We start from the raw sequence: 16,903 nt of genomic DNA on the forward strand, positions 1-16,903 counted from the left end.
ATCTCCTCGAGAACGCGCAACAAGATATCCCTACGGTACCGTAACTTACGCTAGCGTAGACATCTGGGGTCCCGACAGGCGGACTTGAACGATCCCTCACGCCCAGAGATCCCCGCAATCAGGCGTGGCCGATCTGCGCCGAGCAGCGCGGGTGCGAGGCGACGGCACCCGGGAGCGTGAGAGGATGAGCGACACCCGCGCAACCAAGGAGTCCCGTGCCCAGAGCCCCCCGCACCGGCCGCGCCAGCGTCACCATCGGCGACGTGGCGCGCGTGGCGGGAGTGTCGCGGGCGACGGCGTCGCGGGCCCTCAACGACTCGCCGTTGGTCACCGAGGACACCAAGCAGAAGGTGCGCGAGGCCGTCCGCGAGACCGGCTTCGTCATGAACGCGCAGGGCCGGGCGCTGGCCGTCGGCAAGGCGGAGTCGGTGGCGATCCTCGTCACCGAGCCCCTCGACGAGCTGTTCCAGGACCCCACCTACGCCTCCATCCTCCGCGGTATCACGGAGGGGCTCGCCGAGACGCCCACCCTCCCGATCCTCCTGCAGGCGTCCTCGTCGGCCGAGCACCGGCGCGCACTCCGGCACTTCGAGCGACGCTCGGTCGACGCAGTGATCGACATCTCCCCCTATGTGGGCGGCGAGATGCTCGAGGCGCTCAAGGGAGGCGACCTCCCCGTCGTCCTGTGCGGCCAGCTGGAGGGGCATCCCTACGAGGGCGTCTTCTCCAGCGTGTACGCCGACGACGTGCGCGGGGCGGGGCTGGCCGGCGCCAGGATGGTGAAGCGCGGGAGGACCAGGATCGCGGTGATCAACGGCCCGATCGACAACCCTGCCGCCGCGGACCGCCTCGTCGGCTACCGGGAGTCGCTGGGCAGCCTGTTCGACGAGCGGTTCGTCCTGTCCACCGGCTGGGACTCCACCTCCGGGTTCGAGGCCATGCGCCGGCTCCTGCAGAACGAACCCCACCTCGACGGGGTGCTCGCCGGGTCGGACCGGATCGCGATGGGGGCCATGGCCGCACTCGAACTCGCGGGGCGCTCCGTGCCCGAGGACGTGTCGGTGATCGGCTTCGACGACCACGCCGTCGCTTCCACCTCCACCCCGCCGCTCACCACGGTGCGGCAGCCGATGCGGCAGGAGGGCAGGATCGCGGCGGAGCTGGCTCTGGGCATGGTCGACGGCGACGCGCCCAGGACGGTGGTGCTGGCGATGGAACTGGTGGAGCGCGCAAGCGTCTGACCGCCCATGGGCCGATGCCCGCGTCGTCGGGGGCGGGGGGTTGAGCCGATGGATGGGTTCGCGACGTGACTCCTGCTCAGTCTCCGCGGGGCGCGCTTCACGAACCCATCCATCGGCTCAACTCGCACACGCCACAGGGCGCCAGCGCCTCGCCAGGTAGGCTCGAACGGTGACAGCCCCGCTAGTTGAACCCGGCCCGGAGCTCACCCGCGCCCAGCTCACCCGCTACTCGCGACACCTGCTGGTCCCCGGCATGGGCATCGAGGCTCAGCGGCGCCTGCTCGCCGCCCGGGTCGCGGTCGTCGGCGCGGGCGGGCTCGGGAGCCCGATCCTGGCCTACCTGGCCGCGGCCGGCGTCGGGCACCTCACAATCATCGACGACGATGCGGTGGACGCAAGCAACCTCCAGCGGCAGATCATCCACCGCGACGACGCCGTCGGCCGCCCCAAGGTTGACTCGGCCGCCGCCTTCGTGGAGGCCCTGAATCCCGACGTCACCGTCACCACCCACCGCACCCGCATCACCCCTGACAACGCTCGGAGCCTTCTCGAAGGCCACCACCTCGTCCTCGACGGCGCCGACAACTTCCCCACCCGCTACGCCGTCTCCGACGCCAGCGCGGAGCTCGGACTCCCCCTCGTCTGGGCCGCGGTGCTGCGGTTCGACGCGCAGGTCTCGTCCTTCGTGCCCGGCCGCCCCGACTCGGTGACCCTCCGCGACCTCTACCCGGTCCCTCCCCGTCCTGAGGACGTGCCGTCGTGCGCGGAGGCCGGCGTGCTGGGCGCACTGGTGGGGCAGGTGGGGTCCATCATGGCCGCCGAAGCAGTCAAGCTGATCTGCGGATTCGGCGAACCGCTCGTGGGCCGCATCCTCCTCATCGACGCCCTCACCCAGCGCACCCGCGAGGTGCCGCTGCGCCCCGCGCCCCCCGCCGCCCACGTCCACACCCCCACCAGAGAGGCCACCATGACACTGAACGAGCTCACGGTCGAGGACGTCGCCGCCCTCCTCGAGAGTCCCGCGCGTCCCACGCTCCTGGACGTCCGCGAGCCGGCGGAGCATGCGCTGGGCACGATTCCCGGTTCGCTGGCGGTGCCGCTCGGCGAAGTGCTGACCTGGGACCGGCTGGACGACAACCTCCCCGACGGACCGGTCATCGTCTACTGCAAGATCTCGCCCCGCGCGCGCCGCGCCGCAGCGCACCTCATCGGGCTCGGCCACCCCGACGTGTCGCTGATGGACGGCGGCATGATCGCGTGGGGCGAACGGATCGACCCCAGCTTCCCGCACTACTGATGCGACACTGGTTCCCATGGCGACGGTGAGGTACTTCGCCGCGGCCGCCGAGGCCGCGGGCACGGAGCAGGAACAGGTGGACGCGGCAACGCTCGGCGCCCTGCTGGCCGACCTGCGCGCGCGACACGACGCCAGGCTCACCCGCGTGCTCGAGGTCAGCTCGATCCTCCATGACGGCCGATACGCGGAGGACCCTTCCACTCCGCTGGCGGACGATGCCCTCCTCGACGTCCTCCCGCCCTTCGCCGGCGGCTGACGGGGGCTCGACGATGGCCGTGCTGATCGACCCGCCCCGGTGGCCGGCGCACGGCACCCTGTTCGGGCACCTGGTCTCGGACTCCTCGCTCGACGAGCTCCACGAGTTCGCCGCCCTCGCCGGCCTGCCTCCCCGCGCCTTCGACCACGATCACTACGACGTCCCCGCCTCCCGGTACGACGCGCTCGTGGGTCGGGGCGCCGTGCCCGTCGGCGAGCGCGAGCTGGTGCGGCGCCTGGCCGCCTCGGGGCTCCGGGTGCGCATGGTGGACAAGACCCCCCCCGCGGGCGGCCGCCCGGGCCGCGGTGGTGGGGGCCTGGGAAGGCCTCGGCCTGCCGACGACCCTCCGCGACCATCTCGTCGCCCGCTGGTCCGAGCCACACCGCCATTACCACGACCTCCGCCATCTGGCGCAGTGCCTGACCGCCCTGGGTCAGCTGGACTGCGCGGACCCCGTCGTCGAGCTCGCCGCCTGGTTCCACGACGCGGTCTACGACGGGGTGCCCGGGGAGGACGAGGAGGCGTCGGCGAGCCTGGCCGAGGCATCGCTCACCGGATTGATCCCGGATGTCGACGTGGCGGAGGTGTCGCGGCTGGTCCGGATGACCGCGACCCACGCGCCCGCCGACGCGCGCGGAGCCCTCCTGTCCGATGCGGACCTCTCGATCCTCGGGCAGATCCCTGGGCGCTACCACGTCTACGTCCGCGACGTCCGTCTCGACTACGCGCACGTCGACGACGACGCCTGGCGGGCCGGACGAGCCGCTGTTCTGCGTCAACTGCTCGACATGAAGCCCCTGTTCCGGACCGCGCGAGGGCAGGAGATCTGGGAGCCCCGCGCCCGGGAGAACCTGTCCGCGGAGCTGGCGGGACTGACTCGCTGAGGGTCGGCCAGGAACCGGCATCATTCCCCCCTCCGCGTGGTCCGACGCTGGGCTAATGTGGTCAGACGACCGGAGGGAGAACCGATGAAGATCACGGACAACGGGCCGGAGCCCAACGTCTTCGACCTGGAGACCGCCACCAAGCAGAATCCGAACTACCGCACCGTCGCGTGGACCGGCAAGTACCTGCAGGTCACGCTGATGTCCATCCCCGTCGCCCACTCGATCGGGCTCGAGGTGCACCCGGACACGGACCAGTTCATCCGCCTCGACGCAGGCAAGGGCCGCTGCCTGATGGGACCGAGCAAGGACGAGCTCAACGTGAAGGTCGACGTGGAGGACGGCTGGTCCGTCCAGGTCCCCGCCGGCACGTGGCACGACATCGTCAACACCGGCGACGAGCCCATGCAGCTCTACGTGATCTACGCCCCGACGCACCACGCCAAGGGCAAGGTGCACAAGACCGAGGAGGACTCGGAGGCCGACGAGAAGGCGGGCAAGGACGAGCCGCCGTCGTGGACGGTCCAACCCGACGAGTGACCTGCTGAGGGGCCCCGCCACGGCGCGGCCCCTCGTCGTTCCCTGAGGTGAAACTTGATGAGTGAGTGTTCACTCACTACACTCGTCCCGTGACCCGAGCAGCACCCATGCCCCCCGAACAGCGCCGGGCGGCCATCGTCGAAGCAAGCATCCCGCTCCTGGAGAAGCACGGCCAGGCGCTCACCACCCGCATGGTGGCAGAGGCCGCCGGCGTGGCCGAGGGCACGATCTTCCGCGTCTTCGACTCACTCGACGACCTCATCTCCGCCACCATCAGCGAGGCACTGTCCGCCGAGCGGCTGGCCACCCACCTGGCCGCGTCGGACCTCACCGGCGACATCGAGACCCAGACCCGCGCCGCCATCGAGCTCATCGAGCAGTACCTGCACTCGGTGCACACCATGTTCGTGGCCGCACACGGAGCAGCGAAGCACACCGCCCCGCACGCCGCGCAATGCGCCCGCACCGAACTCGAGGCCCGCACGGCCGAGCTCGACGCCTGGATGACAGAGGCGTTCGAGCCGCACGCACCTCGGATCACGATCCCCCTCGACGCCTTCGCGACGCTGCTGCGCACCTTCGCCGTCGGGCACGCCTCACGCTTCGTCTCGTCGTCACTCTCACTCGACGACCTCGCCCGCCTCGCGCTCCACGGGGCGCTCCGAAAGGACACCGCATGATCTCCCGCTTAGGGCGGCTCATCAACCGCTACATCCGCCCCTACTGGGGGCTCCTCGCGATCGTCATCGTGCTGCAGACCATCGCGACCATCATGTCGCTGTACCTGCCCACCCTGAACGCCCGCATCATCGACGAGGGCGTCGTCACCGGCAACACGGACTTCATCTGGGGAACCGGCGGCATCATGCTGGCGCTGTCGGCCGTCCAGGGCGCCGCACAGATCGCCGCCGTGTGGGCCGGCGCCAACGCGGCCATGCAGTTCGGCCGCGACGTCCGGGCCGCCATCTTCGAGCGAGCCCTCTCCTTCTCCGCCCGCGAGCTCAACAAGTTCGGCGCCCCGTCGCTGATCACCCGCAACACCAACGACGTGCAGCAGGTCCAGATGCTGGTGCTCATGAGCGCCGTCATGCTCGTCTCGGCCCCCATCACCATGGTGGGCGGCGTCTTCATGGCGCTGCGCGAGGACGCCGGGCTGTCGTGGATCATCCTGGCCGCCGTCGTGGTCCTGGGCGCCGGCATCACCATCCTCATCGTCAACATGGGCCCGCTGTTCGAGACCATGCAGAAGCGGATCGACACCCTCAACCGCGTCCTCCGCGAGCAGATCACCGGCATCCGGGTGGTGCGCGCCTTCGTCCGCGAACCCCACGAGGCCCGCCGATTCGACAAGGCCAACGCCGAACTCGTCGACACCACCACCACCGTCGGACGGCTCATGGCCTTCCTGTTCCCCTTCGTCGGGCTCATCATGAACGTCTCCACCGTGGGCGTGATGTGGTTCGGCGCCCAGCGCATCGAGTCCGGAGACATCCAGATCGGTCAGCTCACCGCGTTCATCTCCTACCTCATGCAGATCCTCATCTCGGTCATGATGACGACGATGCTGCTGGTCATGGCGCCCCGCGCCGCCGTCTGCGCGGACCGCATCATGGAGGTCCTCGACACCGAGAGCTCCGTCGCCCCTCCGACGAATCCCGTGGCGCCCACGGGGGAGCGCGGGCACGTCGTCTTCGACGGGGTGAGCTTCTCCTACCCAGGCGCGGAGTCGCCGGTCCTCCGGGACGTCTCCTTCGAGCTGACCCCCGGCACCACCACCGCGATCATCGGCTCCACCGGGGCCGGCAAAACCACCCTGATCAGCCTCATCCCCCGCCTGTTCGACGCGACGGGTGGCCGAGTGCTCGTCGACGGCGTGGACGTGCGCGACCTGGACCCGGACACCCTGTGGGCCCGGATCGGCCTCGTGCCGCAGAAGCCCTACCTGTTCACCGGCACCATCGCCAGCAACCTGCGGTACGGCAAGCCGGACGCCACCGACGAGGACCTGTGGTCCGCGCTCCGCGTCGCGCAGGCGGAGGCGTTCGTGCTCGAGAAGGACGACCAACTCGGGGCGCACATCTCCCAGGGCGGCACCAACGTCTCCGGGGGGCAGCGACAGCGTCTGGCCATCGCCCGGGCACTGGTGAAGAAGCCGAGCGTCTACATCTTCGACGACTCCTTCTCCGCCCTCGACGTGGCCACCGACGCCCGGCTGCGCGCCGCGCTGAAGCCCGAGACCGCGAGCGCGGCCGTCCTCGTCGTCGCCCAACGTGTGTCCACCATCATCGCGGCCGACCGCATCCTCGTCGTCGACGACGGCGAGATCGTCGGTCGCGGTACCCATGAGGAACTGCTGGCGTCCAACGAGACGTACCGCGAAATCGTCGAATCCCAGCTGAGCGCCGAGGAGGCCGCCGCATGAGCGAGAACAGAGCCATCCCCGTCAAGGCGAACGAACGCCCCAAGCACGCCCCCGCCCTTCGCGGTGGCCCCGGTCACGGCCCGATGGCGGGCAGCGGCGAGAAGGCCGCCAACTTCAAGGTGTCCGTCAGACGGCTGCTCGGGCATCTCCGCCCCCAGCGCGCCGGGATCATCCTGGCGATCGCCATGGGCGTGCTGTCGGTGGCGCTCAGCGTCGTCGGCCCCAAGATCCTCGGTCGGGCGACAGACCTCATGCTGTCCGGCATCATCGGCGGCCAGATGCCCGCCGGGGTGAGCAAGCAGCAGGTCGTGGACCGCGCCGTCGCCGAGGGGAACGCGGACTTCGCGGACCTGCTGCGCAACCTGGACTTCGTCCCCGGCGAGGGCATCGACTTCGGGGCCATCGGCGGCATCCTGCTGTGGGTGCTCGGCCTCTACGTCGTGTCGTTCATCTTCTCCTACGTGCAGGGCTGGGTCCTCAACGGCGCGGTGCAGAAGTCGATCTACCAGATGCGCCGCGAGGTGGCCGCCAAGCTGGACCGGCTGCCGCTGTCCTACTACGACAAGCAGCCGCGCGGCGAGGTGCTCAGCCGCGTCACCAACGACATCGACAACGTGTCGCAGACCCTGCAGCAGACCCTGTCGCAGCTGCTCAACTCGCTGCTCATGGTGATCGGCGTGCTGATCATGATGTTCTGGATCTCCCCCATCCTGGCGCTCGTGGCGCTGGTGTCGGTGCCCATCGCCATGGTGGTGGTCTCCGTCATCGGGAAGCGCTCCCAGAAGCTGTTCGCGCAGAACTGGAAGTCCACCGGAGAGCTCAACGCGCACATCGAGGAGGCCTTCACCGGCCACTCGCTGGTCAAGGTGTTCGGCCGCCAGAAGGAGGTCGAGGCCGAGTTCCAGGTCCGCAATCAGGAGCTCTACAAGGCGGGCTTCGGCGCCCAGTTCATCTCCGGCATCATCATGCCGGTCATGTTCCTGGTCGGGAACCTGAACTATGTGGTCATCGCCGTCGTCGGTGGCCTGTGGGTGGCGTCGGGGCGGATGAACATCGGCGACGTGCAGGCGTTCATCCAGTACTCCCGCCAGTTCACGCAGCCGTTGACACAGGTGGCGTCGATGGCCAACCTGCTGCAGTCCGGCGTCGCTTCGGCGGAACGGGTCTTCGAACTGCTGGACTCCGAGGAGATGTCGGAGGAGCCCGCAGGCGAGCTGAAGGTGTCGCGGGGGGATGTGGTGTTCGACCACGTCGGGTTCTCCTACAAGCCCGAGCATCCGCTGATCCAGGACCTGTCGTTGACCGCTCTGCCCGGTCAGACGGTGGCGATCGTCGGGCCGACCGGCGCGGGAAAGACCACGCTGGTCAACCTCATCATGCGGTTCTACGACCTGCAATCCGGCCGGATCCTGATCGACGGCGTCGACATCTCGACGGTGGCGCGCGGCGAGGTGCGCGGCAACATCGGCATGGTGCTGCAGGACACGTGGCTGTTCGGCGGCACCATCCGCGACAACATCGCCTACGGCCGTCCGGACGCCACCGAAGAGGAGATCCTCGCGGCCGCGCGGGCCACGTTCGTGGACAGGTTCGTGCACTCGCTGCCGAAGGGCTACGACACGGTGATCGACGAGGAGGGCTCCAACGTCTCCTCCGGCGAGAAGCAGCTGATCACCATCGCGCGGGCGTTTCTCGCGGATCCGGCGCTGCTGATTCTTGACGAGGCCACCTCGTCGGTGGATACGCGGACCGAGGTGCTGGTGCAGCACGCCATGGCGGCCCTGCGCACTGGGCGGACGTCGTTCGTCATCGCGCACCGGTTGTCGACCATCCGCGACGCGGACCTGATTCTTGTCATGGAGGAGGGGCGCATCGTTGAGCAGGGCACGCACCACGAGCTGCTCGACGCGAGGGGTGCGTACTTCGACCTCTACCAGTCGCAGTTCAACGCAGCGATCGAGGAGGAGACGGCCGCCTGATCCGCTCTCGACGCCTCCTGAGGAGGTGGGTGTGGCGTTTCGGGGGTGTCGCGGGGCGCGGAGAGGGCATCAGGACCTGCGGCCGGTGTTCCTCCAGGAGGGCATCCGGGCCCCTCATGCGCCTGAGACCCGCCCTGGAGGAACACCAGCCGCGCCACAGCAGGACGACGCGCGGAACCGGGAGCCGAGGACCGGGCGGCTCCTCTACGCGACCAACGCTGGGGCCGGCGCCAACAGCGAGAGCCGCACACAACGGGCCGCCCGGTCCTCGGCTCCCGGATCCACGCCCATACCCAGACAAGGGCTTCGCCTACGGCGATGCGTTGAGAACGGCGATGCGTCAGGAACGTAGGAACGGCGAAAGGTTGAGGATCACCAGCCGTTGGACTCGGCCAGCCTCCCCGCGACCTCGCGGTAGCGCGACCCGATCTCCGGCCGCGACTCCGCCTGGTACGACTCCGTCGACGACGACGCCCACGCAGGCCGCGACCCCGACAGCGCCCACGCCGCCTGGCGCGCCGCGCCCAGGGCGACGTACTCGGCCGGGGCCGGAACGTCGACGGGGACCCCCAGCACCTCCGGAGCCAGCCGACGCACTGCCTCCGACTTCGCCCCGCCGCCGATCAGGCTGACGCGCTCGATGGCGACGCCGAGCCGGCGGATCGCCTCCAGACCCTCGCCCATCAGGCACAGCAGCCCCTCGACGGCGGCCCTGGCCACGTTCTCCGGCGTGAAGTTCTTCAGCGTCATCCCCACCAGCGACGCCGTCGCGTCGGGGAGGTTCGGCGTCCGCTCCCCCTCGAACCACGGCACCATGACTAGCCCCTCGGCACCCGACGGGGCCGACAGCGCCAGCCGCGACAGTTCGTCGAAGTCGACCCCCAGCACCCGACGCGCCGCATCGAGGATCCGGGCCGCGTTGAGGGTGGCGGTCAGCGGGAGCCACGAACCGGAGGCGTCGGCGAATCCGTTCACGAGCCCGGACTCGTCGTAGGCCGGCGTCGACGACACTGCCGCGACAACCCCGGACGTGCCGAGCGACACGCTCGTCTGACCGGGCCGGAGATCCAGGCCCAGGGCCGCGCCCGCGTTGTCGCCGCAGCCGGGGCCGAGCAGCCAGCGCCCGCCGTCGACGCCCTCGGACGGCCCGAGTACCCGCGGGAGCACGACCGACGACGCGTCGCGCCGCAGCGCCAACGACAGCAGGTCACGGCGGTACTCGTTGGCCACCGAATCGAAGTAGCCCGTGCCCGACGCGTCGGACCGGTCGGTGACCAGATCCGTCAGAACCCCGGACCCCTGGATCTTCCACGTCAGCCAGTCGTGCGGCAACGCGACGGCGGCCACCCGCTCAACATTCGACGGCTCCGCGTCCGCCATCCAGCGGAGCTTGGTGTTGGTGAACGATGCCAAAGGGAGGTACCCCACCGCCGGGACCCACCCGTCGAACTCCTCACGGAGCTGACGGGCGGCGTCGGCGGACCGGGTGTCGTTCCAGAGCAGGGCCGGCCGGATGACCTCACCCGAGGCATCCAGCGCGACCATGCCGTGCTGCTGGCCGCCGACGCTGATCGCGGCGACGTCGTCGAGCCCACCCGCGGCGGCGGAGGCCGACTGGAAGGCGGTCCACCAGTGATCCGGGTGCACCTCCGTCCCGTCGGGATGGGCGGCTGCGCCCTGGCGGACGATCTCACCGGTGTCGGCGTCAACCACCAACACCTTGCACGACTGCGTCGACGTGTCGACGCCGGCGACCAGCGTCACGGCTTAACCCCTCAGGCCTTGAGCAGGTGGCGGACGGCGGCCTGCTGCAGTTCGACGAAGTGGTACTCGCGGGCACCCTTCTCGTCGGGATCAGGCATCTCGGCGGCGCGCAGGTCCGCGACCGTCTCACCCTCGGCGAGCGTGGGCTCGGCGAGCTCGAAGATCGAGGCCTGGCGCATGAGCTCCTGGACTGCCGGGTCGGCGCGGAATGCGCGGGCGCGCTCGGCCAGCAGGGTGAAGGTCTCCATGTTCGCCTTCGCCGAGTCCCAGATGCCCTCGACGCCCTCGGTGCGGCTGGGCTTGTAGTCGAAGTGGATGGGGCCCTCGTAGCGGGGCGCGTCCGGGCTGGCGGGGAAGCCGTTGACCAGGAGGTCGACGGTGAAGAACGAGCTCATGAGGTCGCCGTGACCGAAGGCCAGGTCCTGGTCGTACTTCAGGCCGCGCTGGCCGTTGAGGTCGATGTGGAACAGCTTGCCCGCGTACAGCGCCAGCGCGAGGCCGGTGGTGTAGTTGAGGTTGGCCATCTGCTCGTGACCCACCTCGGGGTTGAGGCCCACGATGTCGCCGTGCTCCAGCGTCGCGATGAGGCCGAGGGCGTGCCCGATCGTCGGGAGCAGGATGTCGCCGCGGGGCTCGTTGGGCTTGGGCTCGAGGCCGATCTTCAGGTCGTAGCCCTTGTCCTTGATGTAGCCGGCGATCGTGTCCAGGCCCTCGGCGTAGCGAGCGTGGGCCGCGAAGTAGTCCTTGGAGGTGTCGTACTCGGCGCCCTCGCGGCCGCCCCACATCACGAACGTGGACGCACCCACCTCGGCGGCGATGTCGACGGCGTTCAGGATCTTCTTCAGCCCGAAGCGACGGACCGCCCGGTCGTTGGAGGTGAGGCCGCCGTCCTTGAAGATGGGGTGGCTGAACGTGTTGGTGGTGACCATCTCGATGGTCAGGCCCGACTTGTCACAGGCGTCCTTGAGCTGCTTGATCCGGCCCTTGGCGGTGGCCTCGTCGGCGTCGAAGGGGTAGATGTCGTTGTCGTGGAACGTGATGCCCCAGGCGCCGAGCTCGGCGAGCTTGTCGGCGTAGTGCCACGGGTCGAACTCGGGCCGGGTGTCGGAGCCGAACGGGTCGGTGCCACGCCATCCGACGGTCCAGAGGCCGAACGAGAACTTGTAGGGCTGATCGGTCATGCTGATCTCCTCATCGAGAGCGATATTGTTTCTGTCCTGAACTTATAACGGATCTGAGCTAGAGTCAAGCGCATGCGCACCACTTTCGAGCCCAGCAGCGGCGTGGCCCGCCAGGGCAACCTGCGCGCCAGCAACCTCTCGCTGGTCGCACGCCGGATCTACGCCAGCGACACCCCCTTGGCAAGGGCCGATGTCGCCAAGGCCACCGGAATGACCCGCTCGACCGCGTCGCGCATGGTGGACGAGCTGGTGGCCGCCGGGATCGTGACGGAATCCGAGCCGGTGCCGTCCAATCGGCGCGGCCGCCCGTCGGTCCCGCTGCACCCGCGTGCGGGCACCCTCATGGCCCTGGGGTTGGAGATCAACGTCGGCCACAGCGCGGCTCGGCTCGTGGACCTGGGCGGGACCGTCGTCGCCGAGGCGGACCTGCTGGAGGACCACGTCGGCGCCGACCCCGCCCGCACGCTCGCGCAGCTGGCCGGCCTGGGCCGCGACTGCCTCGCGGCCATGCCCCCCGGGGCCACGCTGGTGGGCATCGAGCTCGCCGTGCCGGGCCTCGTCGACGCCGCCACGAACATGCTGCTCAGAGCCCCCAACCTCGGCTGGCGCAACGTCGACCCCAGGCCGTTCCTCCGCGACGGGGGGCTCCCGCAGGTGGAGTCGGTCGCGTTCGGCGTCACCAACGAGGCCGACAGCGCCGCCATCTACGTCAGCCGCGAGCGCCCCGGCCACCCGGGGGATCTCGGCACGTTCCTCTACCTGTCCGGGGAGGCGGGCATCGGCTCGGCACTGGTCAGCGACGGCAAGGTCTCCCTCGGCACCCGCGGATGGGCGGGCGAGATCGGCCACGTCTGCATCTCACCCGACGGACCACGGTGCGGCTGCGGTGCCACGGGCTGCCTCGAGCGCTACGCCGGCACCCGCGCCCTCACCGAGCTCGTCGGGGTGTCCACCATCGACGAGGTCCGCCAGGCCTACCTCGACGACGATCCCCGCGCCGTCGACGCCATCCGGGAAGCCGGGCGCGCCCTGGGCCTGGCGCTGGCCAACGCAGGCAACCTCCTCGACATCACCACCGTCGTCCTGGGCGGCGATCTCGCACTCTTCACCGAGCAGTACCGCCCCCAGATCATGCACGAGCTGGACACGCGGCTGCTGGCACGACCGTTCGCGGAGCCGACGCTGCTGGCCGTGCCGCCGGATCACGCCACGCCCGCCTTCGGCGCGGCGTACATCGCGCTGGAGCGGGTGCTGGACGATCCGGGCCGCTGGACCACACACGGTCTTGATTAGTTGAAGCTTTAACTATATGATGGAGGCATGAGCCTCTCCGCAGACACCCGCATGGGTCGCCTGGAGCTACGCGTCCGGGACATGCCCACCATGATCGCCTTCTACACCGACGGCGTCGGCCTCGAGCCCCTGGCCGACGAGCCCGGGGCCGTCACGCTGGGCCACGGCGCCACGCCCATCGTCCGGCTCACCGAGTCCAAGGACCTGCGGCCCGCCCGCCGTACCGACGCCGGCCTGTTCCACACCGCCGTCCTCTACGACGAGCTGCCCGCCCTTGCCTCAGTGCTGGTGCAGATGTACCAGAAGTACCCCGACACCTACGCGGGCACCGGGGACCACCTCGTCTCGCAGGCCTTCTATTTCACCGACCCCGAGGGCAACGGCGTGGAGCTCTACCACGACCGCCCGCGCGACCAGTGGCAGTGGACCGGCAACCAGGTGCAGATGGCCACCCTCTACATCGACCCGGCGGAGTTCGTCGCCAAGCACCTGGCCGGCACGGACCCGGACCGCCTGCCGCCCACGCAGGCGCAACTCGGCCACGTGCACCTGCAGGTCGGCGACGTCGCGACCGCCCGCGCCTTCTACGTCGACGCCCTGGGCTTCGACCAGACGGCGACCCTCGGAGGGTCCGCCCTTTTCGTCTCCGCGGGTGGGTACCACCATCACATGGCGATGAACGTGTGGAACTCGGCGGGCGCCGGCCCGCGGCACAACACGCTGGGCATGGGGGTCGTCGACATCCTCGTGCCCACCGCCGAGGAGTTGGGCAAGACCGACGAGCGGCTGAGGTTCGCCGGGCACCGTCCCACGTTCGACGGCCGCACCCTCACCGCGCTCGACCCCTGGCGCAACGAGATCCGCCTCACCGTCGGCTGAGGTAGCCCGCCCCGCGGAAACGATCCTCCAGTGCGGCCGCCCCTGCTCATACCGAAGCGGGGACAGCCGCACTGGAGGATCGTTTCCGCGTTCCCCGGCCGATGAACCTTGGAGCTGGACGCCTATCGGCCGCTAAGCTCTAGCCCACCGGCCGAAGGGTCCCCGATGCGCACCACGCGAGCCAGACCATGACCCACGAGGAGCTCAATCTCGTCGTGCTGGCCGTCTCGGGCGTGTTCCTGGCCGGCGTGATCGCGGTGCGCATCTCCTCCCGCAGCGGCATGCCCGGGATGCTGCTCTATCTCGGCATCGGGCTCATCATCGGCGAGTCCGGCCTCGGCATCCTCTTCGACGACACCCAGCTCGCCTTCAATCTCGCGCTCCTCGCGGTGGCCGTCCTCCTCACGGACGGCGGCTTCACCACGCGCTGGGCGGACCTCCGTCCAGTAGCGCTGAGGGCTGGGCTTCTCGCGACGGCCGGTGTCCTGATCAGCGTCACCGTGGCCTCCGCGTTCGCCGTCCTCATCCTCGGGCTGGACCTGCGGACTGCGATCCTGCTCTCCGCGATGGTGTCCTCCACCGACGCGGCCGCCGTCTTCGCCATCCTGCGCCGCCTGCCGATCAAGCGCCGCGTCCGCACCACGCTCGAGGGCGAATCAGGCTTCAACGATCCCCCGACGATCGTGCTCGTCATCGTCGTCGCCTCGGACGCGTGGAACGAGGGGTCCGTGGCCTCGATGGTGGGTACGGCCGCCTTCCAGCTCGTCGCGGGGGCACTGATCGGCCTGGTCATCGCCCGCCTCGGGCAACTCCTGCTCATGCGCATCTCGCTCCCTTCGGCCGGCCTCTACCCGCTGGCCACCCTCACCATCGCGATGGTGGCCTTCGCGACGGCCGGGGTCGCGGGAGGCTCCGGACTACTGGCGGCGTACGTGGCCGGGATCTGGCTCGGCAACCAGACGCTGCCGCACCACGCCACGACGGAGGGCTTCACCGAGTCCCTCGCATGGCTGGCGCAGATCGCGCTGTTCATCATGCTGGGGCTGCTGGCCTCCCCGTCGGAGCTGCCGGGCGCCGTCGTCGACGCGCTCGTCATCGGCTCGGTCCTCACGTTCGTGGCCCGACCGATCTCGGTGTGGCTCTGCCTGGCACCGTTCAGGGTGCCATGGCGGGAGAAGGTGTTCACCTCCTGGGCCGGGCTCCGCGGAGCGGTGCCCATCATGCTCGCGACGATCCCGCTCACCGAGCAACTCCCCCGCGCGAGCCACATCTTCCATGTCACCTTCCTGCTCGTGGTGACCTTCACGCTTCTGCAAGGACCGACACTCCCCCGGCTGGCCCGGTGGATGGGCGTGACGGAGGCCATCTCGCAGCATCCGGTGACCTTCGACTCCTCCCCACTGGAGGGGATCGACGCCGCCCTGGTCCAGGTCACCGTGCCGCCCGGGAGCCGGCTGTCCGGGATGTACGTCGACGACCTCCGGCTGCCCCGCGGTGCGGTCGCGTCCATGGTGATCCGCGGTGACGACGTGCTGGTCCCGGACAGGGCCACCCGGCTGCGGGAGAACGACCAGGTCCTCCTCGCCGTCCGCACGGACCTCCTCGAGCGCACGCAACGCCGGCTCGAGCTCATCCACGAGGGCGGGGCGCTCGCGCGGTGGGTGACGTCGGGACGCAACCGTCGTCGCCTGACCGACGACCGCTGAGCCGAACCCCGCCCCTGGAGCCGGGACCCGGGCCAGAATGGGGTTTCGAGGAAAGGACAACGCATGACCGACTTCTGGAGTGATGACCCCCGCGCGCTGCTGCGCGTCCGGCCGGGCTTCGATCTCTCCACGTTCGATCGAGCGGGCACACCCGGGTGGACGGGCGACAAGGATGAGGCCGAGGACACCATGGCAGAGCGCGGGGAGCTGATGTCCGAGCTCCAGGAGCGCCTGTTCGCCCACGGCCGCTCCGGTGGCAACCGCAGGATCCTGGTTATCGTGCAGGGCCTCGACACCGCCGGTAAGGGCGGCATCACGCGCCACGTCATGGGGATGGTGGACCCGCAGGGCGTGGCCCTGCGCAGCTTCGGGGTCCCGACCGAGGAGGAGCGCAGCCACCACTACCTCTGGAGGATCGAGCGGGGCCTGCCCAAGCCTGGCCTCATCGGGGTGTTCGACCGCTCGCACTACGAGGACGTGCTGGTCGTGCGCGTCGAGGAGCTGGTGGAGGAGGATGTCTGGCGCGCACGCTACGACGAGATCAACGCCTGGGAGAAGGCTCTCGCCGACGACGACACGGTGATCCTCAAGTTCGCCCTCATGGTGTCTCGCGACGAGCAGGGAAAGCGCCTGATGGAGCGCATCGATCGCCCGGATAAACACTGGAAGTACAACCCGGGAGACGTCGATACCCGCCTGAAATGGGACGCCTTCCAGGAAGCGTATGCCGACGTGTTCCGGCTCACCTCGACGGAGCACGCCCCCTGGTACGTCCTGCCCGCTGACAAGAAGTGGTATTCGCGCTTGGCGGCGACTGAGATCCTCACGCGCACCCTCGTCGACATGGACCTCAAGTGGCCCGCGGCGGACTGGGACCCTGAGGTGGAGCGTCGACGGCTGGCCGCGACCATGTCGCCCGAAGCACTCGCCGAGACCGAGGAGGACACCGGGAACGGCAAGAAGGACACCGGGAACGGCAAGAAGGACACCGGGAACGGCAAGAAGGACACCGGGAACGGCAAGAAGAATCGGAAGAAGACGTCCAAGAAGGACGGGTCCGGCTGATCCCCCGCTCAGCCGATGGGGACCGGGCCGGCCAGCGCCGCCCGCTCCTCGTCGGTCAGGGAATCCGCGAGGCGACGCAGGGCCTCGGCTCGGACCTGCAGCGGCACACGCTCGAGCTGGCGCATGAGGTCGCGCACCACCACCTCGGCCTGCGACGACGTGGGCCGGTACTGCCACGCGCGGGCGATCAGTTCACGCGAGACCAGGCCCTTCTTCGCCAGGCGGTCCAGCACCGTCATGACGGTGGTGTAGGCCAGCTCCCGCTCGGCGCTCAGGTCCTGGTGGACATCGGCGACGGATCTGGGCACGTCGGAAGCCCACAGCAGCTCCATGACGCGCTGCTCAAGTTCTCCACGTGACGGCATGGGGCCAAGCATAAACGGCGGAGTCACCTCT

At 69.6% G+C, this 16,903-nt stretch carries 14 protein-coding genes and 2 pseudogenes; 13 read left to right on the plus strand and 3 right to left on the minus strand.

All coding sequences use genetic code 11. The features are described from left to right. The first annotated feature begins 215 nt into the window (after positions 1-215). From ACX1D0_RS11725 to ACX1D0_RS11765, 9 genes and pseudogenes are all read left to right on the plus strand, one after another. Positions 216-1,241, plus strand: a complete 1,026-nt coding sequence (locus tag ACX1D0_RS11725) for a LacI family DNA-binding transcriptional regulator (RefSeq protein WP_459018106.1) — start codon at positions 216-218, stop codon at positions 1,239-1,241. 169 nt (positions 1,242-1,410) lie between these two features. Continuing rightward, positions 1,411-2,538 carry a molybdopterin-synthase adenylyltransferase MoeB gene (gene moeB, locus ACX1D0_RS11730; protein ID WP_459018108.1) on the plus strand — a complete coding sequence of 376 codons (1,128 nt, stop codon included), beginning with the start codon at positions 1,411-1,413 and terminating at the stop codon, positions 2,536-2,538. Between the two features lie 16 nt (positions 2,539-2,554). Beyond that, on the plus strand, positions 2,555-2,794 hold the full coding sequence (locus ACX1D0_RS11735) for a MoaD/ThiS family protein (RefSeq protein WP_459018110.1): 240 nt from the start codon (positions 2,555-2,557) through the stop codon (positions 2,792-2,794). Positions 2,795-2,807: 13 nt separating this feature from the next. Then, positions 2,808-3,026 (plus strand): annotated as a pseudogene (locus ACX1D0_RS11740) (DUF4031 domain-containing protein); the annotation flags it as partial. Between the two features lie 76 nt (positions 3,027-3,102). Beyond that, positions 3,103-3,678 carry an HD domain-containing protein gene (locus tag ACX1D0_RS11745; protein WP_459018112.1) on the plus strand — a complete coding sequence of 192 codons (576 nt, stop codon included), beginning with the start codon at positions 3,103-3,105 and terminating at the stop codon, positions 3,676-3,678. Positions 3,679-3,762: 84 nt separating this feature from the next. After that, positions 3,763-4,218 (plus strand): cupin domain-containing protein, encoded by a 456-nt coding sequence (locus tag ACX1D0_RS11750; protein WP_459018113.1) that lies wholly within the window; start codon positions 3,763-3,765, stop codon positions 4,216-4,218. Between the two features lie 89 nt (positions 4,219-4,307). Continuing rightward, the gene (locus ACX1D0_RS11755; protein ID WP_459018115.1) at positions 4,308-4,898 is read left to right on the plus strand and encodes a TetR/AcrR family transcriptional regulator; all 591 of its coding nucleotides are present in this window, start codon (positions 4,308-4,310) and stop codon (positions 4,896-4,898) included. Further along, entirely contained in the window at positions 4,895-6,640 is a 1,746-nt protein-coding gene (locus tag ACX1D0_RS11760; RefSeq protein ID WP_459018117.1) for an ABC transporter ATP-binding protein, read from the plus strand. The genes ACX1D0_RS11755 and ACX1D0_RS11760 overlap by 4 nt, the downstream gene beginning before the upstream one ends. Continuing rightward, positions 6,637-8,619 carry an ABC transporter ATP-binding protein gene (locus tag ACX1D0_RS11765; protein WP_459018119.1) on the plus strand — a complete coding sequence of 661 codons (1,983 nt, stop codon included), beginning with the start codon at positions 6,637-6,639 and terminating at the stop codon, positions 8,617-8,619. The genes ACX1D0_RS11760 and ACX1D0_RS11765 overlap by 4 nt, the downstream gene beginning before the upstream one ends. A 372-nt stretch (positions 8,620-8,991) precedes the next feature. On the opposite strand, the gene xylB is transcribed toward ACX1D0_RS11765, so the two are convergent. Then, positions 8,992-10,383: a xylulokinase gene (gene xylB / locus ACX1D0_RS11770; RefSeq protein ID WP_459018120.1), complete on the minus strand. Its 1,392-nt coding sequence runs from the start codon at positions 10,381-10,383 to the stop codon at positions 8,992-8,994. An 11-nt stretch (positions 10,384-10,394) separates the two neighbouring features. After that, positions 10,395-11,564: a xylose isomerase gene (gene xylA, locus ACX1D0_RS11775; protein ID WP_459018121.1), complete on the minus strand. Its 1,170-nt coding sequence runs from the start codon at positions 11,562-11,564 to the stop codon at positions 10,395-10,397. Positions 11,565-11,636: 72 nt separating this feature from the next. Between xylA and ACX1D0_RS11780 the strand changes: the two genes are divergently transcribed. From ACX1D0_RS11780 to ACX1D0_RS11795, 4 genes and pseudogenes are all read left to right on the plus strand, one after another. Continuing rightward, a complete protein-coding gene (locus ACX1D0_RS11780; RefSeq protein WP_459018122.1) occupies positions 11,637-12,857 on the plus strand; it encodes an ROK family protein in 1,221 nt (406 codons plus the stop codon). A gap of 27 nt (positions 12,858-12,884) precedes the next feature. After that, positions 12,885-13,736, plus strand: a complete 852-nt coding sequence (locus ACX1D0_RS11785) for a VOC family protein (protein WP_459018123.1) — start codon at positions 12,885-12,887, stop codon at positions 13,734-13,736. Between the two features lie 188 nt (positions 13,737-13,924). Then, positions 13,925-15,442 (plus strand): potassium/proton antiporter, encoded by a 1,518-nt coding sequence (locus ACX1D0_RS11790; protein WP_459018124.1) that lies wholly within the window; start codon positions 13,925-13,927, stop codon positions 15,440-15,442. Between the two features lie 63 nt (positions 15,443-15,505). Then, a pseudogene (locus ACX1D0_RS11795) lies at positions 15,506-16,351 on the plus strand (PPK2 family polyphosphate kinase); the annotation flags it as partial. Between the two features lie 164 nt (positions 16,352-16,515). On the opposite strand, the gene ACX1D0_RS11800 reads toward ACX1D0_RS11795, so the two are convergent. After that, positions 16,516-16,872 (minus strand): BlaI/MecI/CopY family transcriptional regulator, encoded by a 357-nt coding sequence (locus ACX1D0_RS11800; protein WP_459018125.1) that lies wholly within the window; start codon positions 16,870-16,872, stop codon positions 16,516-16,518. Positions 16,873-16,903 lie beyond the last annotated feature (31 nt).

This window comes from Tessaracoccus pujii (genome assembly GCF_054483895.1).

Excerpts from the sequence above, each read along its gene's own strand:
- ACX1D0_RS11735 (WP_459018110.1), top strand. The coding sequence starts at position 2,555 with ATGGCGACGGTGAGGTACTTCGCCGCGGCCGCCGAGGCCGCGGGCACG.
- ACX1D0_RS11750 (WP_459018113.1), top strand. The coding sequence starts at position 3,763 with ATGAAGATCACGGACAACGGGCCGGAGCCCAACGTCTTCGACCTGGAG.
- ACX1D0_RS11760 (WP_459018117.1), top strand. The coding sequence starts at position 4,895 with ATGATCTCCCGCTTAGGGCGGCTCATCAACCGCTACATCCGCCCCTAC.
- ACX1D0_RS11765 (WP_459018119.1), top strand. The coding sequence starts at position 6,637 with ATGAGCGAGAACAGAGCCATCCCCGTCAAGGCGAACGAACGCCCCAAG.
- xylA (WP_459018121.1), bottom strand. The coding sequence starts at position 11,564 with ATGACCGATCAGCCCTACAAGTTCTCGTTCGGCCTCTGGACCGTCGGA.
- ACX1D0_RS11780 (WP_459018122.1), top strand. The coding sequence starts at position 11,637 with ATGCGCACCACTTTCGAGCCCAGCAGCGGCGTGGCCCGCCAGGGCAAC.
- ACX1D0_RS11785 (WP_459018123.1), top strand. The coding sequence starts at position 12,885 with ATGAGCCTCTCCGCAGACACCCGCATGGGTCGCCTGGAGCTACGCGTC.
- ACX1D0_RS11790 (WP_459018124.1), top strand. The coding sequence starts at position 13,925 with ATGACCCACGAGGAGCTCAATCTCGTCGTGCTGGCCGTCTCGGGCGTG.
- ACX1D0_RS11800 (WP_459018125.1), bottom strand. The coding sequence starts at position 16,872 with ATGCCGTCACGTGGAGAACTTGAGCAGCGCGTCATGGAGCTGCTGTGG.